Raw genomic sequence first — 19,553 nt, 5'->3', positions numbered from 1 at the left:
GGCTTTGACCACGGCTGCGGTGTGGTTTACCTTCTGCTGCCATACAGGTCTGGCCAAATGGGCCGGCAGGGGCAGGACGCGCAGAATGATTCGGATCGGACGGAATTTCGCGGTTGCCGCAGTGGTGACCGGACTGCTGGGGGCCTGCGTCCCCGAGAACGCGGTGGTGAACGGCAAGGTCGAGGAACCGGCGCCGAAGCTGCAACTGATGCAGGGCGTCTATGGGGCCCGGCCCGACGGCGCCTTCACGGTGCCTGCCGTCCCGGTGGAAAAGGTGCCGCTCGACTATCAGCGCCAGACCGTGGCCTATACCAGCAACGAGCCGCCCGGCACGATCATCATCAACCCGCAGGCGCGGGTGCTTTACTTCATCACCGGCAAGAACACTGCGATCCGCTATGGCATTGCTGTGGGCAAGGCGGGCTTTGAATGGTCGGGCACCGCGGTGGTCGCCAACCGGCGGCCCTGGCCGACCTGGACCCCGCCGAAAGAGATGATCGAGCGCAAGCCCGAACTGGTGAAATGGGAAAAGGGCCAGCCGGGCGGCCCGACCAATCCGCTGGGTGCCCGCGCACTTTACCTTGAGACCAACGGCCGCGATTATGGCTACCGCATCCATGGCACCCCGGAATGGCAATCGATCGGCCGCAGTGCCTCGTCGGGCTGCATCCGGATGATCAATCAGGATGTGATCGACCTGTATGAACGGGTACCGGACGGGGCCAAGGTCATCGTGATGACCCGCGACGGAAAGATGCCGACCGGGCTGACCCTGCCGCCGCCGGCGCCGAAAAAGGCCAAGCCCGTGACTGTGGCGGCGCCCGCAGCCGCGGCTGTGGTCGTGCCTTCGGGGCTGTCGAACCTGCCGATGCTGTCGCCCTATGGTGCGCCGCCGGCCCCTGCGACCAGCACCGACACTTCAGAGACCCCGGCGCCGGTCGTGCTGCCCGAGCCGGATGCCCCGGCCCCGGAAAGCCCCGCCGCCGCCCCCACGGCAGAGGCGCCGGCACCCACTCCACCCGCGGCGGCGGGCGCACCGATCCTGCTGCCCCCGGCCGAGGAATCCGCACCCCCGGCGACCAGTTCACTGTGATCCCGCGCGGACGGGGCTGGTCGAACGGCTGGCCCCGTCGCTGTTGCGGGCACGGGCCTCTTGTCACGCGCTGTATGGGTTCAGCATGGCGTGGGGGGGTGCGGAGTGCTTCGCCCCGCCCGTCAGCTTCGCCCCGCCCGTCAGCTTCGCCCCGCCCGTCAGCGGATCACCACAGCGACAGCCGGCAACTGACAAGAACCACGAGCAGCCCCGCCCCCTGCCGGGGTTCGGGCGGCTTGGCCCGATTTGCCGCGCAGCGGATCACAGCAACGGCAGCCGACGGTTGGCAAGAACCACCAACGGCGCCAGCGCCGCCGTCACCACAAGCCCGATCACCGTCCGCAGCGTATCGCCCATCTCGACGTCATAGGTGAAGTGCAACACCCAGACATGCAGCAGATACACCGCCGTCGCGAACAGCCCGATGGTGCGGCTTCGCCCCATCACCCGCCAGTTCCTGACCGCCAGAAACAGCAGCGGACACAGCAGGACCAGCGACAGATAGACCTCGAACACCGAGTTCTGCGCGTTCACGGCATAGTTCACCGCCCACTCCAGCGTCAAAAGCGCCAGCGCGGCGATGGCCCAAGGCAAGGGCCGCCGCGGCAGCCGATCCTCGTGCCGGGCAACAAGAACGCCCATCACCACGAAGGGAAAGCCCATCAGCAGGAAGTTGCGGTAGGTGTGAACCGAATTGAGCAGCCCATCCACCCCCTCATGCGGGACAAGGTGGAAATTGCCGGCATACTGGATCGCCACACCGCCAAGGAAGGTCACGCCCCCCAGCACGGCCAGCCGGCGTGAACTGCCGCCCCCCCGTCGCAACGCGGCAACCATCAGACCAGCCAGCAGCAGCGCCAGCAGATACCAGAGGTGGTAAAAGCCAAACAGCGCGATCTCGGTCCGGAACGCCTGCGAATGCAGCGCCCCCGGCCACCAGAGCGGCGCATAAAGCGCCATCCAGACCGCATACAACAGCGCCATACGCCCGGCCCAGCGCAGCGTGCCACCATCAAGCTGCCGTTCCAGATAATAGCCGTTGATGACGAAAAACGTAGGCACCGCAATGCGAAACAGGCAGTTCGTGAAGTAGCTGGCCGCGGTGGGGTCGACGTCACGCAGAAAGCCTGCATGAAGCCCGATCACCATGGCGGCCATCACGATCTTGAAGCCGTCAAGCGAGAGGTTGCGAAGCGGCGGGCGGTCGGCAAGGGCGGGCAAAGGGTATCCTGTCGGGGGTGGTCTGGCGTGACCCTAGCGCCCCGACTGGCAACAGGGAAGCCAGCGTATCGCCTTAATCTTCATGGATTGCGCCCGGTGCCTGCTTGCAGTTTTGCGACATTGGGCCAAAGATATGCGCTGATCGGGCAAAGCCACTTGTCTTGACGCGACATTCAGGGCGATCCGCACAACCAAAAGTTACCGCCGGCAGGTGCCCTGCGGGCGGAATGGCGCCTGCGCCTGCCGCCAAGGGCCTTCCCCTCGGATCGGCACCTACCTATAAGAAGGCGCCTGCCTCGTCAGAGTCGCGGGCATTTTCGTTCTTGCAGGACAGGACAAGCGCAGCATGTGGTTTCTCACCGGCCTTTTCTCGTCGGACATGGCCATCGACCTCGGCACCGCCAATACGCTGGTCTATGTCCGCGGCAAGGGGATAGTGCTGAGCGAACCCTCGGTCGTGGCCTATCACGTCAAGGACGGCAAGAAGCAGGTTCTGGCCGTGGGCGAGGATGCCAAGCTGATGCTGGGCCGCACCCCCGGCAGCATCGAGGCGATCCGGCCGATGCGTGAAGGCGTGATCGCGGATTTCGACACCGCCGAGGAAATGATCAAGCATTTCATCCGCAAGGTCCACAAGCGCACGACCTTTTCCAAGCCGAAGATCATCGTCTGCGTGCCCCATGGCGCAACGCCGGTGGAAAAGCGGGCGATCCGGCAATCGGTGCTGTCGGCGGGCGCCCGGCGCGCGGGGCTGATCGCGGAACCGATCGCGGCCGCCATCGGTGCCGGGATGCCGATCACCGATCCCACCGGCAACATGGTGGTGGATGTGGGCGGCGGCACGACCGAAGTGGCGGTGCTGTCGCTGGGCGATATCGTCTATGCCCGGTCCGTCCGCGTCGGCGGCGATCGCATGGATGAGGCGATCATCGCCTATCTGCGCCGACACCAGAACCTGCTGATCGGGGAATCGACCGCCGAACGGATCAAGACCTCGATCGGCACCGCGCGGATGCCCGACGACGGCCGCGGCCAGTCGATGACGATCCGCGGCCGCGACCTGCTGAATGGCGTGCCCAAGGAAACCGAGATCAATCAGGCGCAGGTCGCCGAGGCGCTGGCCGAGCCGCTTCAGCAGATCTGCGATGCGGTGATGCAGGCGCTGGAAGCCACGCCGCCGGACCTTGCCGCCGATATCGTCGACCGCGGCGTGATGCTGACGGGGGGGGGCGCGCTTCTGGGCGATCTGGATCTGGCGCTGCGCGAGCAGACCGGCCTGTCGATCTCGGTCGCCAACGAGTCCCTGAATTGTGTGGCGCTGGGCACCGGCAAGGCGCTGGAATATGAAAAGCAGCTTCGGCATGTGATCGACTACGACAGCTGACGGCACCCCGTCGGCTTGTGACGAGAGGCACCCGTGGCCAGAGACCGGACCAGACCGGAGGATTTCACCCGTCCGCTGCGCCGCATCCTTGTGGGCGGGCTGGTGCTGTTGCTGCTGGGCATCTTTTTGTTGTGGCGGATCGACAGCCCGCGGGTCGAACGCTTCCGCGCGGCCCTGATCGACCGGGTGGTGCCCTCGTTCGACTGGATGATGGCGCCGATGACGCGCATGGCGGGCATGGTCGACGACTTTCAGTCCTACACCAGGATATACGAGCAGAATCAAGAGCTTCGGCGCGAACTTCAACAGATGAAAGCGTGGAAGGAAGCCGCGCTGCAACTGGAACAGAAGAACGCCCGGCTGCTGGATCTGAATCAGGTGCGGCTTGACCCGAAACTGACGCATGTCACGGGGGTGGTGCTGGCGGATTCGGGCTCGCCGTTCCGGCAATCGGTGCTGCTGAACGTGGGCGCAAGGGATGGCATCCGCGACGGCTGGGCCACGATGGACGGGATCGGGCTGGTGGGGCGGATCTCGGGCGTGGGAAGGACCACAAGCCGGGTGATCCTGCTCACCGATTCCAACAGCCGCATCCCGGTGACGGTGCAGCCCTCGGGGCAGCGGGCGCTGCTGACGGGCGACAACTCGCCCAGCCCCCCGCTGGAGTTTCTGGACAAGCCCGATCTGGTGCGGCCCGGCGACCGGGTGGTGACCTCGGGCGATGGCGGGGTGTTCCCGGCCGATCTGCTGGTGGGCCAGGTGGCGCAGGGCCCCGACCGTCGCCTGCGGGTGCGGCTGGCCGCCGACTATGGCCGACTTGAATTCCTGCGCGTGCTGCGCAGCCACGAACTTCAGCCGATCACCGATCCGGGCGGGATTGTCGCCGCCCCGCCCGTTCCCGCAGACCCCGCCCCCGAGGGCGCCGATGGCTGAGGGGGTGCGACGGCGCGCGTGGCTTTACCCTTCGGCTTTCGCCGGGATCGCCGCGCTGATCTTCATGGTGCGTCTGTTGCCGCTGGGGATCGATGCCGGGGCATGGCCGGGGCCGGATCTTCTGCTGTGCCTGACGCTGGCCTGGGTGATCCGGCGACCTGACTACCTGCCCGCGCCCCTGCTGGCGCTGGTGGTTCTGGCCGAGGATCTGTTGCTGATGCGGCCGCCGGGCCTGTGGGCGGCGCTGGTGCTGATGGCGACGGAATTCCTGCGCTCGCGCGCTGCACTGACCCGCGAGCTGGGCTTTCCTGTGGAATGGCTGCTGGCGGCGGGGCTGATGCTGGGGCTGCGGCTGGCCGAGCGGATGATGGGCGCGCTGGCCTTCCTGCCGCAACCGGCACTGGGCGAGGCGCTGATCCAGACCGGGGCCTCGATCCTCTGCTATCCTTTCGCGGTTGGATTCTGCCGGCTGGTGCTTGGCCTGCGCAAGCCCGCGATGGGCGAACTGGATGCCTTCGGGAGACGGATGTGAGACGCTCGGCACGCGATACCGAGGACAGTGCGCGCAAGGTGAACCGCCGGGCGCTGCTGCTGGGCGGCGGGGTGGCGGCGATGTTTGCCGTTCTGGCGGGGCGGATGCGCTATCTGGCGGTGGATCAGGCCGACCAGTTCAAGCTGCTGGCCGAAGAGAACCGGATCAGCATCCGGCTGATCCCGCCGAACCGCGGCCAGATCTTCGACCGCAACGGTCGCCTGATCGCCGGAAACGAACAGAACTACCGCGTCGTCATCACCCGCGAGGATGCCGGCGATGTCGAGGAGGTGCTGAAACGTCTGGCCGAGGTGATCCCGCTTCCCCCCGAAGCGATCGAGCGCACCCTGACCGAAGTGCGTCGCCACAGCCCCTTTGTGCCGGTGATCGTGGCCGACCGGATGGCGTGGGAGGATCTGTCGAAGGTCGCGATCAACGCGCCCTCGCTTCCCGGCGTCACACCAGAGGTCGGCCTGTCGCGCGCCTATCCGCTGGACACCGATTTCGCCCATGTCGTGGGCTATGTGGGTCCGGTCAGCGAAAACGATCTGGCCAAGCTGGACTATCCCGACCCGCTGCTGAAGATCCCCGAATTCCAGATCGGCAAGATCGGCGTCGAGACCTGGATGGAGGACCGCCTGCGCGGCCGCGCCGGCACCAAACGCATCGAGGTCAATGCCTATGGCCGCATGATGCGCGAGATCGACCGCGTCGAAGGCGATGCCGGCGACGACATCCGCCTGACCATCGATGCCGAGATCCAGGATTTCGTGCAGGCGCGGCTGGGCAGCGAAAGTGCCGCCGCGGTGGCCATCGACGTGACCAACGGCGATGTTCTGGCGATCTGTTCCTCGCCCTCGTTCGATCCGAACCTGTTCGTGCGCGGCATTTCCTACAAGGATTATGCCATCCTGACCGAGGACGATCACCGCCCGCTGGCCAACAAGGCGGTGCAGGGCGCCTATCCGCCCGGCTCGACCTTCAAGATGGTCACGGCGCTGGCCGCGCTTGAGGCCGGGGTCATCAATGCCGATACCTCGGTCTATTGCCCCGGCCATTACGAGACCGGCGGGCGGCGCTTTCACTGCTGGAAGCGCGGCGGTCACGGGGCGGTATCGCTGGCGCGATCATTGTCGGAAAGCTGTGACGTCTATTACTACGACATCGCCCAGCGCGTCGGCATCGACAAGATTGCCGAGATGGGGCGCAGGCTGGGTCTGGGGATGCGCCACGACCTGCCGATGTCGGCCATCACCGAAGGCGTCATGCCCGACAAGGCGTGGAAGCGGCTGCGTTACGATCAGGAATGGCGGATCGGTGACACGATCAACGCCTCGATCGGTCAGGGCTATGTGCTGGCCTCGCCGCTGCAACTGGCGGTGATGACGGCGCGGATCGCCAGCGGCCGCGCGATCCTGCCGCGGCTTGTGCGCTCGATCGGCGATCAGGAACTGCCGGTGTCAGAGGCGCCGCCGCTGGGCATCGACGGCGCGCTGCTCAGGGCGGTGCGGCAGGGGATGCATTCGGTGATGAACGACCGCCGCGGCACCGGCTATTCCAACCGGGTGGCCGATCCGGCGATGGTGCTGGCGGGCAAATCGGGCACCAGTCAGGTGCGCAACATTTCGGCGGCGGAACGCGCGCGGGGCGTGATCTCGAACGACCAACTGCCGTGGAACCGGCGCGATCATGCGCTTTTCGTGGGCTTTGCGCCCTTTGAGGCGCCGAAGGTCGCGGTGGCGGTGGTGGTCGAGCATGGCGGCGGCGGTTCCTCGGTGGCGGGGCCGATCGTGCGCGACGTGGCGCTGCGCTGCCTGACGCCGGGTCCGCTGCCACCGCTGAGCGCCTATCCCAAAAGCCAGCGCGGCCGGATCGAGACCTTCCTGAACGCGCTGCCGCTGCGGCGGATCGAACCCGAAGTCACCGCCCGGTCGCGGGCCTGAGGCTGGCATGAGCTTTCTTGAATACCGCGTGAAATCGGCGCCGACAGGGCTGGCAAAGGTCTTGCACCTGAACTGGGCGCTGGTGCTGCTGGTGACGGCGGTGGCCTCGGTCGGGTGGCTGATGCTGTATTCCGTCGCCGGCGGCGATCTGGACACCTGGGCCGGGCCGCAGATGAAGCGGTTCGCACTGGGCTTCGTGATGATGCTGGTCATCGCCTTCGTGCCGATCTGGTTCTGGCGCAATGTCTCGGGGCTGGCTTATCTGATGTCGCTGGTTCTGCTGCTGGTGGTCGAGTTCTTCGGCCATGTCGGCATGGGCGCGCAACGCTGGATCGCCATCGGCCCGCTGGTGCTTCAACCGTCAGAGCTGGCCAAGGTCACGCTGGTGATGATGCTGGCCACCTATTACGACTGGCTGGACCCCAGGAAGGTCTCGCGGCCGCTGTGGGTGCTGATCCCGGTGGTGATGATCGTGCTGCCGACGGCACTGGTCATCATGCAGCCGAACCTTGGCACCTCGCTTCTGCTGTTGATGGTGGGGGCGACGGTGATGTTTCTGGCCGGCGTCAGCCTGTGGTATTTCGCGGTGGTCGCGGCGCTGGGGGTCGGCGCGGTGGTATCGGTGTTCACTCTGCGCGGCACCCCGTGGCAGTTCCTTCATGACTACCAGTATCGCCGGATCGACACCTTTCTTGACCCGACCGCCGATCCGCTGGGGGCGGGCTACAACATCATTCAGGCCAAGATCGCGCTGGGGTCGGGCGGCTGGACCGGCAAAGGCTTCATGCAGGGCACGCAAAGCCGGCTGAATTTTCTGCCGGAAAAGCACACCGACTTCATCTTCACCACTCTGGCCGAAGAGTTCGGCTTTGTCGGCGCCTTCTCGCTTCTGGCGCTTTATGCGCTGTTGATCGCGTTCTGCGTCGCCTCGGCGTTGCAGAACCGGGACCGCTTTTCGTCGCTGCTGATCCTGGGGATCGCGGCCAACTTCTTCTATTACATCGCGGTGAACCTTTCGATGGTCATGGGCATGGCGCCGGTGGTGGGGGTGCCCCTGCCGCTGGTCAGCTATGGCGGATCGGCGCTTCTGGTGCTGATGGCGGCCTTCGGTCTGGTGCAAAGCGCCCATGTCCACAGGTTGAGATGACCCGGATCTACTTTGCCGCCGGCGCCCGTCGCTGGGCCGATTACAGCACCCACCTTCCCGCAGCCCTGGCCGAGGCCGGCGTTCAGGCCGAGATCGTGACAAAGGCGCCCGACCCCGCGACGGTGGATTACATCGTCTTTGCCCCGGGTGGCGACATCACCGATTTCACCCCCTTCACCCGCGCCCGCGCGGTGCTTGGCCTGTGGGCCGGGGTCGAGCGCATCGTGGGCAACCGCACGCTGACCCAGCCTTTGTGCCGGATGGTCGATCAGGGCCTGACCGAGGGCATGGTGGAATGGGTGACCGGCCATGTTCTGCGCCATCACCTGAACCTTGACCGCTGGATCAGGGGGGAACCGGGCTGGCACCAGGACGCCCCGCCCCTTGCGCGCGAGCGGACGGTGGCGATGCTGGGTCTGGGCGAGCTGGGGGCCGCCTGCGCCCGGACGCTTGCCGGGCTGAACTTCCGCGTGCTGGGCTGGAGCCGGGCCCCCAAGACCCTGCCGGGAATCGAGACCGCGCATGGCGAGGCCGGACTTCAGCAGGTGCTGTCGCGCGCCGGGATCGTGGTGACGCTGCTGCCCGCGACACCCGAGACCGAAAACCTGCTGGATGCCCGCCGGCTTGGCTGGTTGCCGCCCGGCGCGGTGGTCCTGAACCCCGGCCGCGGCTGCCTGATCGACGAGGCCGCCCTTCTGGCCGCGCTGGATGCGGGGCGGCTGGGCCATGCGACGCTGGATGTGTTCCGCACCGAACCCCTGCCCGAGGATCACCCGTTCCGCGGCCATCGGCGCGTGACGATCACCCCCCATATCGCGGCCGAGACCCGCCCCTACAGCGCCGCCCGCGTCATCGCGGAAAACATCCGCCGCGGAGAGGCCGGTGAGCCATTCCTGCATCTGGTGGACCGGACACGGGGCTACTGACCGCCCGGTTCAAGATCCCCGCACCCGCCGCGTTTGCACGGCCCCGCGCGGGACGCGAACGCCCCCGGTTGCCCGGGGGAGAACCCAAAGCCCCTACCTGTGGCGGCGAAAGAAGCGCGAGCGGTCGTAAAGCTCCTCAAGCCGTTTCATCCGCGGCTCGGTCCGGTCCCATGTCAGGCTTTGCACCGCCGACAGCAGCGTTTCCACCAGCACCAGAACCGATACGGTCGAATCCCAGGCCGAGGGCGCCTCGACCTGACACGAAAAGGTATGACGCGCATGGGCCGCCGCGGGCGAGATCCAGCGGTCAGTGACCACGATCACCTCGACCCCCTGTTCGACCGCCAGTTCGACCACCTGAAGCACCATGTTTTCATAGCGGCGGATGTCGAACACCAAAAGCACATCCCCCCGCGCCATATCCAGCATCGCCGGCGGCCAGGTGCTGGACACATCCGACATCAGCGCGACGCCGGGGCGGGTGATCTTCATCAGGGTCGCGAAATAGTCCGCCATCGCATGGGTGATCCGCCCGCCCAGCGCGTAGATCCGCCGCTCGGGATCGGCCAGCAGCCGGGCGGCGGCGTCGAATTCGGCATGATCGATCTGCGCCAGCGTCGCCTGAAGATTGGCCACAACGGCATCGGCGAAACGGTTCAGGATATGGGTCTCGGGGACGCCCTCGGCCCAGCGTTCGTGCTTGGCCAGCGGCGACAGCAGCATCGCCTCGACCTCGTGGCGCAGGCCCGACTGGAAGTCGGGATAGCCCTTGAAGCCCAGCTTCTGCACCAGCCGCACCACCGTCGGCGTCGAGACATCCGCCGCCTTCGCCAGCGCCGTGATCGACCCCAGCGCCGCCACCGGATAGTGCCGCAGGATATGGGTCGCCAACTGCCGCTCGGCCCGTGTCAGGTCGGGCAGGGCGGCGCGCATGTGATCTTCGATCGAAGGCTGGCTCATCTGGTTCCTCGTCAGCCTGCGCGGCAGGCAGCTTTTCTGCGACCGATCCCCTTCCACTTGGTAAACATCTTAACACAACCAGCTTGCAAGAAAAATTCTTGACAGAAAGTGCGGTGCCGATGGAGCCTTTGTGCCAGCAGGGAGTGAATCGGACAATAATGACCCGAAGTGTCAAGATGCCGGCGAGCTATCCGGCCATCGTCGAAAACCGGGGCGGCAAGGGCCGCGCGATCCTGGTCTGTGAACATGCGTCAAAGGCGATCCCGCCGCGCTGGGGCGATCTTGGCCTGACGGCTGCCCAGCGCGAGGCCCATATCGCCTGGGACATCGGGGCACTTGGCCTGGCCCGCGGGCTGGAACGGCGGCTGGACGCGGTTCTGGTTCATGCGCCGGTGTCGCGGCTGGTCTATGATTGCAACCGCGCACCCGATCAGCCCGGCGCCATTGCCGAACGGTCCGAGATGCACCAGATCCCCGGCAATACCGCGCTTGATGCCGCCGAACGGGCCGAACGGACGGAATCGGTCTATCTTCCGTTCCACGAGGGGCTGCACGCCGAAATCACCCGGCGGATCGCACTGGGCCTGTCGCCGGTGCTGGTGACGATCCATTCCTTCACCCCGCAGTGGCACGGACGCCCGCGCGATCTGGAATTCGGCATCATCCACGATGCCGACGACCGGCTGGCCCGCGCCGTTCTGGCCGGGGTGGCGCCAACCGGCCTGCGCGCGGCATTGAACCAGCCCTATGCCGCGTCCGACGACGTGACCCATACGCTGAAGCTGCACGCCCTGCCCTATGGCCTGCCCAATGTCATGCTGGAGTTGCGCAACGACCTGATCGCCACCCCCGAGGCACAAGAAGCCATGGCCGACCGCCTTGCCCCTGCGCTTGCCGCCGCCCTGACGGCCGGCGCACATGAAATGGCGGGCTAGCGGATGGGGCGCATCCTTGTCGCCTTCGTCCGGCTGGTGGATCGCCTGAACTATGGCGTCGGCCGGTTCGCCATGTATCTGCTGTTCGTGCTGATGGCGGTTCTGCTGTGGTCCACGGTGTCAAAGGCATTCTTCAACCCGTCGCTCTGGACGCTGGAAATGGCGCAGTTCGTGATGGTGGCCTATTTCATTCTGGGCGGACCCTATTCGATGCAGATGGGCAGCCATGTCCGGATGGACCTGCTTTATGCCGACTGGCCCCTGCGCAAGAAAAGCTGGTGGGATGCGGTCACGATCTTCGCGGTGATCCTTTACCTGTGCGTCATGCTTTGGGGCGCGATCGATTCCACCGCCTATTCGCTGCAATACAACGAACGCAGCCCGACGGCATGGCGGCCCTACCTCTGGCCGATCAAGCTGGTGATGTGCCTCGGATTTGCGCTGATGATCCTGCAATGTCTGGCAATCCTGATCCGTGACGTGGCCACGCTGCGCGGGAAGACGATCTGATGTCCTATGAGATGATCGCCGTCCTGATGTTCTCGACCATGCTGCTTCTGATGCTGACCGGGCAGCGGGTGTTCGGGGTAATCGGCTTCGTCGCCGTGGTGGCCTCGCTGGCGCTGTGGGGCACGGGCGGGCAAAGCATGGGCTTTTCCGCCGCCATGAAGCTGATGAAATGGTATCCTCTGCTGACGCTGCCGATGTTCATCTTCATGGGCTATGTCATGAGCGAGAGCCGGCTGGCCGACGACCTTTACCGGATGTTTCACGTCTGGTTCGGCCCGGTGCCGGGGGGGCTGGCGATCGGGACCATCCTGCTGATGGTGCTGATTTCGGCCATGAACGGGCTGTCGGTGGCAGGGATGGCCATCGGCGCGACCATCGCCCTGCCGGAACTGCTGCGCAGGAACTACGACAAGCTGATGATAACGGGGGTCATTCAGGCCGGGTCAAGCCTTGGCATCCTGATCCCGCCCTCGGTCGTGCTGGTGCTTTATGCCATGATCGCGCGGCAGCCGGTGGGGCAGTTGTGGCTGGCGGGACTGCTGCCGGGGCTGATGATGGCCGGGATGTTCATGGCCTATATCTGGTTGCGCTGCCGCCTGAATCCGGGCCTGGGTCCGGTGCTTCCCCCGGATGAACTGGCCACCATCACCCGCGCCGAAAAGCTGCGCCTGTTGCGCGCGGGCCTGTTGCCGCTGTTCATCTTCGCCGCGATGATGGTGCCCTTCGTCAACGGCTGGACCAGCCTTGTCGAAAGCTCGGTCGTGGGCGCCCTGGTGACGGTGGCGGCGGCCATCGCCAAAGGCCGCTTCACCCGCGAGGTGTTCGAGACCTCGACCCGGGCGACGCTGGCGATTTCGTGCATGTTCATGTGGATCATCCTGGCCGCGCTGTCCTTCGGGGCGGTGTTCGACGGGCTGGGTGCCGTCCGCGCGATCGAGGGCTTCTTTGTCGATCAACTGGGCCTGTCGCCCTGGACGATCCTGCTGATGATGCAGCTTTCCTATCTCATCATGGGGATGTTTCTGGACGACACGGCGATGCTGGTGATCGTCGCCCCGCTTTATGTGCCACTGGTGGGGGCGCTCGGGTTCGATCTGATCTGGTATGGTGTGCTTTACACCATCACCTGTCAGATCGCCTATCTGACCCCGCCCTTCGGCTACAACCTGTTCCTGATGCGCGCCATGGCCCCGCCGGAAATCGGCATGCGCGACATCTATCGCTCGATCGTGCCGTTCGTGGCGATCATGGTGGCGGCGCTGGGGCTGGTGATGGCCTTCCCGCAGATCGCACTTTGGCTGCCCGAGACACTCTATGCGAAATGAGGGACGGCGAGAACCGTCCCCACCCATTGAACGGAGGTATGACATGACGACCAGACGGACATTCCTGACCACCGGCGCGCTGGCGGGCGCGGCCACGCTTGCCAGCCCCGCCGTCACCCGCGCGCAGGCGCCGATCAAATGGCGGATGCAGACCTATGCCGGCGCGGCGCTTGGCGAACATGTGGTGAAACCGGCGGTGGAAGCTTTCAACACCATCGCACAGGGCCAGATGGAGATCGAACTGTTCTACGCCGATCAGCTGGTGCCCACGGGCGAACTGTTTCAGGCGATGCAGCGCGGCACCATCGATTGCGTGCAATCCGACGACGATTCCATGGCCTCGCCGACCGAAGTGACGGTGTTCGGCGGCTATTTCCCGCTGGCGCTGCGCTATTCGCTGGATGTGCCGGCACTGTTCAACAAATACGGGCTGGGCGCGATCTGGGCCGAGGAATATGCCAAGGTCGGCGTCAAGCATATCTCGGCGGGTTCCTGGGATCCGTGCAACTTCTCGACCAAGAAACCGATCAACAGCCTGGCCGACCTGCAAGGGCTGCGCATCTTCACCTTCCCCACCGCCGGCCGCTTCCTGACCCGATTCGGCGTCGTGCCCGTCACCCTGCCTTGGGAAGATGTCGAGGTGGCGCTGCAAACCGGCGAACTCGACGGCCTGGCCTGGTCCGGCATCACCGAGGTCTATACCGTCGGCTGGGCCAACGTCACCGACTACTTCCTGACCAACAACATCTCGGGCGCCTGGATCGGCCATTTCTTCGCCAACATGGACCGCTGGAACGAGGTTCCGCCGCATCTTCAGGAACTGCTGCGGGTCTGTTTCGAACAGTCGCACTACTACCGCCAGCACTGGTATTGGGCCGGCGAGGCGCATCTGCGCGTGAACGAGACCAAGCTGAAGCTGACCACCATCCCCGACGCCGAATGGGCCGAGGTCGAGACCGCCGCGGTCGCGTTCTGGGATGAGATCGCACAGGAATCCGAGGTGAAGGCCCGCGTCGTCCAGATCATCAAGGACTATAACGAGACGATGAAGAAGGCCGGCCCCCCCTACCGCTTCTGATGCCGGACCGGGGCGGCCCTGCGCCGCCCCACCCCCTGCAAAGCCCCCTGCCCGCGAATTGCCCTGATCTGCAAAGTGCCCCGGCCCAGGGTGTCCCCCCGCCGAGACGAAAACGAGGACGAACATGCCCGGCAACATGACTTTCGACGCCCTGAAAGAGGCCGCCGAGCACGGCAAGATCGACACGGTGCTGGTCGCCTGCGTCGACATGCAGGGCCGCCTGATGGGCAAGCGGTTCCATGCGCAGCATTTCATCGACAGCGCCCACCATGAAACCCATTGCTGCGACTACCTTCTGGCCATCGACATGGAGATGACCACCGTTCCCGGCTACAAGACCTCGGGCTGGGAAAAGGGTTATGGCGACTATGTGATGAAGCCCGACATGGCCACCCTGCGCGCCCTGCCGTGGCAGCCGGGCACGGCGCTGGTGATCTGCGACCTGCTGGATCATCACCACCACGAAATCCCGCAATCCCCCCGCGCCATCCTGAAACGCCAGATCGCCCGCGCCGAGGCGATGGGCTTCAAGGCGATGATGGCGACCGAGCTTGAATTCTTCCTGTTCGAAAATTCGTTCGATGCGGTGCGGGATTCGATGCAGGCATCGGGACAGATCCGCGACCTGAAGCCGATCAGCGCCTATAACGAGGATTACCACATCTTCCAGACATCCAAGGAAGAAGCGGTGATGCGCGCCCTGAGGAACGGCCTTTATGGCGCCGGCATCCCGGTGGAGTGTTCCAAGGGCGAGGCGGACGCCGGTCAGGAAGAAATCAACGTGAAATATTCGGACGCGCTGGACACGGCCGACAACCACACGATCACCAAGACCGCGGTGAAGGATATCGCCCATGCCGCGGGCAAGTCGGTGACCTTCATGGCGAAATACGATCACCGCCGCGCGGGATCGTCCAGCCACATCCACCAGTCGCTCTGGACGCTGGACGGCCAGCCCGCCTTCGCAGATCCTGCCGATCCGCATGGCATGTCGGCCACGATGAAGCATTTCCTGGCCGGCCAACTGGCCCATGCGCAGGAAGTGACCGCCTTCCTTGCGCCTTACATCAACAGTTACAAACGCTTCTGCGTCGGCATGTTCGCCCCCACCAAAGCCGTCTGGAGCCGGGACAACCGCACCGCAGGCTTCCGCGTCTGCGGCGAGGGGACCAAGGCCATCCGCATCGAATGCAGGATCGGCGGCGCCGACCTGAACCCCTATCTCGCCTGTGCGGCGCTGCTGGCGGCGGGGCTTGACGGCATCGAGAAGAAGATGGAACTGGAACCCGAGATGAAGGGCGACATGTATTCCACCACCGGCATCCGCGAGATCCCGAAGACGCTTCGCGCGGCAGCGGAACTTCTCAACGGGTCCACCATGCTGCGCGCGGCGATGGGGGATGAGGTGGTCGACCACTACATCCATGCGGCCGAATGGGAGATTTCCGAACAGGACCGCGTGGTGACCGATTTCGAACTGGCCCGCCTTTTCGAGCGCGCCTGACACGGGGAACATGATGACGAAACCGATCCAACTGATCTCGCCCGTGGATGGGCGGGTCTATGCCGAGCGGATGCCGCTGTCGCTGGAAAAGGCGCAGGCCATGGCCGCCCGCGCCCGCGCCGCGCAGCCGGCATGGGCCGCGCGGCCCCTGGCCGAGCGTATTGCGCTGGTCAAGGCCGGCGTGGCGAAGCTGAACGAGATGAAAGAACAGGTGGTCGAGGAACTGGCCTGGCAGATGGGCCGCCCCACCCGCTTTGGCGGCGAGTTCGGCGGCGTGAACGACCGCACCAATTACATGTCCGAAATCGCGGAAACTGCGCTGGCGCCCACGGTCGTGGAAGGGTCGGACCGGTTCGATCGCCGAATTGTGCGCGAGCCGGTGGGCGTGGTCTTCATCATCGCGCCGTGGAACTACCCCTACCTGACCACGATCAACACGCTGGTCCCGGCGCTGATCGCAGGCAACACGGTGGTGCTGAAACACGCCAGCCAGACCCTTCTGGTGGGCGAGCGTCTGGCCGAAGCCTTTCACGCCGCGGGGGTGCCTGCGGATGTGTTCCAGAATGTGGTCCTTGACCATGCCACGACCGAAACGCTGATCGGCGCCCGCGCGTTCAACTTCGTGAACTTCACCGGCTCGGTCGGGGGCGGCGCGGCGATCGAACGCGCGGCGGCCGGCACCTTCACGGCGCTGGGGCTGGAACTTGGCGGGAAAGATCCGGGCTATGTCCGCGCCGATGCCGATCTGGACGCGGCGGTGGACAGCCTGATGGACGGCGCGATGTTCAACGCCGGTCAGTGCTGCTGCGGGATCGAGCGGATCTATGTCCACGAAAGCCTGTATGACGCCTTCGTGGAAAAGGCGGTGGCCTGGGTCAAGACGCTGAAGCTGGGCAACCCGTTTGATGCCGACAGCACGCTGGGGCCGATGGCGAACGTGCGCTTTGCCCGCGTGGTGCGCGACCAGGTGGCCGAGGCCATCGCCGCCGGGGCCAAGCCGCTGATCGACCCCGCGCTGTTCCCGGCCGATGATGGCGGGGCCTATCTTGCGCCGCAGATCCTGACGCAGGTCAGCCACGACATGCGGGTGATGAAAGAGGAATCCTTTGGCCCGGTCGTGGGCATCATGAAGGTCTCGGGCGACGAGGAAGCCATCGCGCTGATGAACGACAGCCCCTATGGTCTGACCTGCTCGATCTGGACGGCCGATGCCGAGGCCGCCGCCGCCATCGGTGCGCAGGTCGAAACCGGCACCGTGTTCATGAACCGCTGCGACTATCTGGACCCGGCGCTGTGCTGGACCGGCTGCAAGGACACCGGCCGCGGGGCGGCGCTGTCGGCGTTGGGCTACATGTCGGTCACGCGGCCGAAATCCTACCATCTCAAGAAGGTGACGAAATGACGATCCAGGCGAACTGGTCCTACCCCACCGCCATCAAGTTCGGCGCGGGCCGCATCGCGGAACTGGCCGAGCAGTGCAAGGCCATCGGGCTGAAGCGGCCGCTTCTGGTGACCGACAAGGCGCTGGCGTCGCTGCCGATCACCGCCGCGGCACTGGATCAACTGGAGACGGCGGGCCTTGGCCGCGCCTGTTTCTCCGAGGTCGATCCGAACCCGAACGAGAAGAACATGGAAGCCGGCATCGCCGCCTACAAGGCGGGCGGACATGACGGGGTGATCTGCTTCGGCGGCGGCTCGGCGCTGGATCTGGGCAAGATGATCGCGCTGATGCATGACCAGACCGTATCGGTCTGGGATCTGGAAGATATCGGCGACTGGTATACCCGCGCCGATGCCACGAAGATCGCCCCCATCGTCGCGGTGCCGACCACCGCCGGAACCGGGTCCGAGGTCGGCCGCGCCGGGGTGCTGACCAATTCGGTCACGCACAAGAAAAAGATCATCTTCCACCCGAAACTGCTGCCCGCGGTCACGATCTGCGACCCGGAACTGACGGTGGGGATGCCGAAGTTCATCACCGCCGGCACCGGCATGGACGCGCTGGCCCACTGCCTTGAGGCCTATTGCTCGCCTTTCTACCATCCGATGAGTCAGGGCATCGCGCTGGAAGGGATGCGGCTGGTGTTCGAGAACCTGCCCAAGGTCTATGCCAACCCCACCGACCTTGAGGCCCGCGCCCATATGATGAGTGCGGCCGCCATGGGGGCTGTGGCGTTCCAGAAAGGGCTGGGGGCGATCCATTCGCTGAGCCATCCGGTCGGTGCGGTCTACAACACCCACCACGGCACCACCAATGCGGTGGTGATGCCGATGGTGCTGGACTTCAACCGCACCGCCATCGAAGACCGGATCGAACGCGCCGCGGCCTATCTGGGCATTCCGGGCGGGTTTGACGGATTCCGTCAGAAGATCATGGAATTGCGCGCGGAACTTGCAATCCCCGAGACGCTATCGGCGATGGGGGTCGAGGCCGCCCGGCTGGACGAGCTGACCGAAATGGCGCTGGAAGATCCGTCCTGCGGCGGCAACCCGGTCGAGATGACGCGCGAGAATACCCGCGCGCTGTTCGCGGCCTGTCTCTGACCCAACCGCGGCCCGCGTTTTTGCGCGGGCCGCAGACTAGGCCCGTCCACGGCTGCACAAACCGCGGGCAGGCCGTTTTGGAAGGCAGGGGCGATGCAGCATCTTTCATCGGATACGGTCGTCATCGGCGGCGGCGTGGTGGGGCTGACCATCGCGCTGACCGTCGCGCAGCGCAGGCGGTCGGTGATCCTGATCGATCCCGAACCGCCGGGCTCGGGCGCGTCTTATGGCAATGCGGGCACGATTGCCGATTATGCCGTGCTGCCGGTTGGCACGCCTGACGTGCTGCGAAACCTGCCTTCGCTGATCTTCGACCGCAATTCGCCGCTGGCGATCCGGCATGCGGCGCTGCCCAGCCTTGCGCCATGGCTGCTGCGCTTTGCCGCGCAATCGCTGCCCGGGCCTGCGAAACGGAACGCCCGGGCCATCGCGGCGCTTCTGGCCTCGGCCACGAAAAGCTGGGAAAACCTTGCGGTCGACATCGGCGGCCGCGAAATCCTGACCCATCGCGGCTGTCTTTACGCCTATGACTCTCGTGCGGCCTTTCGCGCAGCCGAGGCCGACATGACCTTCCGCCGCAGCCTTGGCGTCAGGGTCGACCTGATCCCCGCCGCGGCGCTGGCCGGGATGGAACCCACCCTGCCCGCGATGGAAGGCGCAGCCTTTTTCCCAGATGCGGTCTTTCTGTCCGATCCCGGCCGCATGGTCGGCCTGATCGCCGCCAGCGCCCGCCGGGCCGGCGTGCAGATCCTGAAGGCCCGCGCCGACCGGCTGGAACGGCGCATCGACGGTGTGATCGTGGGTGGTCCGGGCGTTGTCATCCACGCCCGCCGCGCGGTGATCGCGGCCGGGGCACATTCGAAACCGCTGGCAGCCCAGGCCGGGGATCGCGTGCCGCTGGATACCGAGCGCGGCTATCATGTTGAATGGGATATGGATCACGCCGCGCTGACGCGCCCCACCTGCCCGACCGCACGCGGGTTCTACCTTTGCCCGATGGAGGGCCGGTTGCGGGTGGCGGGCACGGTGGAACTGGGCGGCCTGACCGCGCCGCCCTCGGCGCATCGGATCGCCCGGCTGATCGCAGGCGCGCAGGCAATCTTTCCCGATCTGGACAAGCCGTCGCGGACATGGATGGGATTCCGGCCCTCGATGCCTGACAGCCTGCCGGTGATCGGTCCGTCGCGGGCGGGCGGAGAAATCCTGCACGCTTATGGCCACGGCCATATCGGGCTGACGCTGGCGCCGATCACGGCGCGCATCGTGGCGGACCTGCTGGATGCGAAGGCGCCAGAGGTGGATATCGGGCCTTATCTGCCATCCCGGTTCTGACGGAACGGGCAGACCGGGGCGCTGCCCCGGACCCCGGGATATTTGAGCCAGAATGACAAGGGGCCGGCTTTCCAGCCGGGGATGACAAGGCGGAGCATCCAGCCATCGGGGGCGTCGAGACGGCGACGATGGGGGGCGTCTTTGGCCTGTTCGGGTGTCACACGGGGGCGCGGGTTGTCGTCGACA

At 65.7% G+C, this 19,553-nt stretch carries 17 protein-coding genes; 15 read left to right on the top strand and 2 right to left on the bottom strand.

Annotated features, from left to right (window positions below; genetic code table 11):
- Nucleotides 1–85 precede the first annotated feature (85 nt).
- Nucleotides 86–1,093, top strand: coding sequence for a L,D-transpeptidase (locus CRO07_RS11045; protein WP_097030749.1), 1,008 nt, complete (start codon nucleotides 86–88; stop codon nucleotides 1,091–1,093).
- Nucleotides 1,094–1,354: 261 nt separating this feature from the next.
- Here the strand turns inward: CRO07_RS11045 and CRO07_RS11040 are convergent, their stop codons facing one another.
- Nucleotides 1,355–2,314 carry an acyltransferase family protein gene (locus CRO07_RS11040; protein ID WP_235840976.1) on the bottom strand — a complete coding sequence of 320 codons (960 nt, stop codon included), beginning with the start codon at nucleotides 2,312–2,314 and terminating at the stop codon, nucleotides 1,355–1,357.
- Between the two features lie 346 nt (nucleotides 2,315–2,660).
- On the opposite strand from CRO07_RS11040, the gene CRO07_RS11035 reads away from it, so the two are divergent.
- The 6 genes from CRO07_RS11035 to CRO07_RS11010 are packed head-to-tail and all read left to right on the top strand — an operon-like array spanning nucleotide 2,661 to nucleotide 9,179.
- Nucleotides 2,661–3,698 carry a rod shape-determining protein gene (locus tag CRO07_RS11035; protein ID WP_097030748.1) on the top strand — a complete coding sequence of 346 codons (1,038 nt, stop codon included), beginning with the start codon at nucleotides 2,661–2,663 and terminating at the stop codon, nucleotides 3,696–3,698.
- A gap of 33 nt (nucleotides 3,699–3,731) precedes the next feature.
- Nucleotides 3,732–4,631, top strand: coding sequence for a rod shape-determining protein MreC (gene mreC, locus CRO07_RS11030; protein ID WP_097030747.1), 900 nt, complete (start codon nucleotides 3,732–3,734; stop codon nucleotides 4,629–4,631).
- Entirely contained in the window at nucleotides 4,624–5,163 is a 540-nt protein-coding gene (locus CRO07_RS11025; RefSeq protein WP_097030746.1) for a rod shape-determining protein MreD, read from the top strand. The genes mreC and CRO07_RS11025 overlap by 8 nt, the downstream gene beginning before the upstream one ends.
- Nucleotides 5,160–7,106: a penicillin-binding protein 2 gene (gene mrdA, locus CRO07_RS11020; RefSeq protein ID WP_097030745.1), complete on the top strand. Its 1,947-nt coding sequence runs from the start codon at nucleotides 5,160–5,162 to the stop codon at nucleotides 7,104–7,106. Before CRO07_RS11025 ends, mrdA begins: the two co-directional genes overlap by 4 nt.
- A gap of 7 nt (nucleotides 7,107–7,113) precedes the next feature.
- Nucleotides 7,114–8,253 carry a rod shape-determining protein RodA gene (gene rodA, locus CRO07_RS11015; protein ID WP_097030744.1) on the top strand — a complete coding sequence of 380 codons (1,140 nt, stop codon included), beginning with the start codon at nucleotides 7,114–7,116 and terminating at the stop codon, nucleotides 8,251–8,253.
- Nucleotides 8,250–9,179 carry a 2-hydroxyacid dehydrogenase gene (locus tag CRO07_RS11010; RefSeq protein ID WP_097030743.1) on the top strand — a complete coding sequence of 310 codons (930 nt, stop codon included), beginning with the start codon at nucleotides 8,250–8,252 and terminating at the stop codon, nucleotides 9,177–9,179. The genes rodA and CRO07_RS11010 overlap by 4 nt, the downstream gene beginning before the upstream one ends.
- Before the next feature lie 93 nt (nucleotides 9,180–9,272).
- Here the strand turns inward: CRO07_RS11010 and CRO07_RS11005 are convergent, their stop codons facing one another.
- Entirely contained in the window at nucleotides 9,273–10,139 is an 867-nt protein-coding gene (locus CRO07_RS11005; RefSeq protein WP_097030742.1) for a MurR/RpiR family transcriptional regulator, read from the bottom strand.
- 158 nt (nucleotides 10,140–10,297) lie between these two features.
- Here CRO07_RS11005 and CRO07_RS11000 point away from each other — a divergent pair, with 158 nt between their 5' ends.
- From CRO07_RS11000 to CRO07_RS10965, 8 genes are all read left to right on the top strand, one after another.
- Nucleotides 10,298–11,074: an N-formylglutamate amidohydrolase gene (locus CRO07_RS11000; RefSeq protein WP_097030741.1), complete on the top strand. Its 777-nt coding sequence runs from the start codon at nucleotides 10,298–10,300 to the stop codon at nucleotides 11,072–11,074.
- A gap of 3 nt (nucleotides 11,075–11,077) precedes the next feature.
- A complete protein-coding gene (locus tag CRO07_RS10995) occupies nucleotides 11,078–11,584 on the top strand; it encodes a TRAP transporter small permease subunit (RefSeq protein ID WP_097030740.1) in 507 nt (168 codons plus the stop codon).
- The gene (locus tag CRO07_RS10990; protein WP_097030739.1) at nucleotides 11,584–12,909 is read left to right on the top strand and encodes a TRAP transporter large permease; all 1,326 of its coding nucleotides are present in this window, start codon (nucleotides 11,584–11,586) and stop codon (nucleotides 12,907–12,909) included. The genes CRO07_RS10995 and CRO07_RS10990 overlap by 1 nt, the downstream gene beginning before the upstream one ends.
- Before the next feature lie 43 nt (nucleotides 12,910–12,952).
- The gene (locus CRO07_RS10985) at nucleotides 12,953–13,987 is read left to right on the top strand and encodes a TRAP transporter substrate-binding protein (protein ID WP_097030738.1); all 1,035 of its coding nucleotides are present in this window, start codon (nucleotides 12,953–12,955) and stop codon (nucleotides 13,985–13,987) included.
- 124 nt (nucleotides 13,988–14,111) lie between these two features.
- On the top strand, nucleotides 14,112–15,491 hold the full coding sequence (locus CRO07_RS10980; protein ID WP_097030737.1) for a glutamine synthetase family protein: 1,380 nt from the start codon (nucleotides 14,112–14,114) through the stop codon (nucleotides 15,489–15,491).
- A gap of 13 nt (nucleotides 15,492–15,504) precedes the next feature.
- Nucleotides 15,505–16,893, top strand: coding sequence for an aldehyde dehydrogenase family protein (locus tag CRO07_RS10975; protein WP_097030792.1), 1,389 nt, complete (start codon nucleotides 15,505–15,507; stop codon nucleotides 16,891–16,893).
- On the top strand, nucleotides 16,890–18,035 hold the full coding sequence (locus tag CRO07_RS10970; RefSeq protein WP_097030736.1) for an iron-containing alcohol dehydrogenase: 1,146 nt from the start codon (nucleotides 16,890–16,892) through the stop codon (nucleotides 18,033–18,035). The genes CRO07_RS10975 and CRO07_RS10970 overlap by 4 nt, the downstream gene beginning before the upstream one ends.
- 93 nt (nucleotides 18,036–18,128) lie before the next feature.
- Complete coding sequence (locus CRO07_RS10965; RefSeq protein WP_097030735.1) at nucleotides 18,129–19,367, top strand: NAD(P)/FAD-dependent oxidoreductase; 1,239 nt, start codon at nucleotides 18,129–18,131, stop codon at nucleotides 19,365–19,367.
- Nucleotides 19,368–19,553 lie beyond the last annotated feature (186 nt).

The organism is Cereibacter ovatus, from assembly GCF_900207575.1.
In the GTDB taxonomy this organism is placed as follows: Bacteria; Pseudomonadota; Alphaproteobacteria; order Rhodobacterales; family Rhodobacteraceae; genus Cereibacter_A; species Cereibacter_A ovatus.
This window is presented reverse-complemented; position numbering and strand designations above follow the sequence as displayed.

Coding starts and splice junctions, on each gene's coding strand:
- CRO07_RS10980 (WP_097030737.1), top strand. CDS start 14,112: ATGCCCGGCAACATGACTTTCGACGCCCTGAAAGAGGCCGCCGAGCAC.
- CRO07_RS11005 (WP_097030742.1), bottom strand. CDS start 10,139: ATGAGCCAGCCTTCGATCGAAGATCACATGCGCGCCGCCCTGCCCGAC.
- rodA (WP_097030744.1), top strand. CDS start 7,114: ATGAGCTTTCTTGAATACCGCGTGAAATCGGCGCCGACAGGGCTGGCA.
- CRO07_RS11045 (WP_097030749.1), top strand. CDS start 86: ATGATTCGGATCGGACGGAATTTCGCGGTTGCCGCAGTGGTGACCGGA.
- CRO07_RS10990 (WP_097030739.1), top strand. CDS start 11,584: ATGTCCTATGAGATGATCGCCGTCCTGATGTTCTCGACCATGCTGCTT.
- CRO07_RS11010 (WP_097030743.1), top strand. CDS start 8,250: ATGACCCGGATCTACTTTGCCGCCGGCGCCCGTCGCTGGGCCGATTAC.
- CRO07_RS10985 (WP_097030738.1), top strand. CDS start 12,953: ATGACGACCAGACGGACATTCCTGACCACCGGCGCGCTGGCGGGCGCG.
- CRO07_RS11035 (WP_097030748.1), top strand. CDS start 2,661: ATGTGGTTTCTCACCGGCCTTTTCTCGTCGGACATGGCCATCGACCTC.
- CRO07_RS10975 (WP_097030792.1), top strand. CDS start 15,505: ATGACGAAACCGATCCAACTGATCTCGCCCGTGGATGGGCGGGTCTAT.
- CRO07_RS10965 (WP_097030735.1), top strand. CDS start 18,129: ATGCAGCATCTTTCATCGGATACGGTCGTCATCGGCGGCGGCGTGGTG.
- CRO07_RS10995 (WP_097030740.1), top strand. CDS start 11,078: ATGGGGCGCATCCTTGTCGCCTTCGTCCGGCTGGTGGATCGCCTGAAC.
- CRO07_RS11000 (WP_097030741.1), top strand. CDS start 10,298: ATGACCCGAAGTGTCAAGATGCCGGCGAGCTATCCGGCCATCGTCGAA.
- CRO07_RS10970 (WP_097030736.1), top strand. CDS start 16,890: ATGACGATCCAGGCGAACTGGTCCTACCCCACCGCCATCAAGTTCGGC.
- CRO07_RS11025 (WP_097030746.1), top strand. CDS start 4,624: ATGGCTGAGGGGGTGCGACGGCGCGCGTGGCTTTACCCTTCGGCTTTC.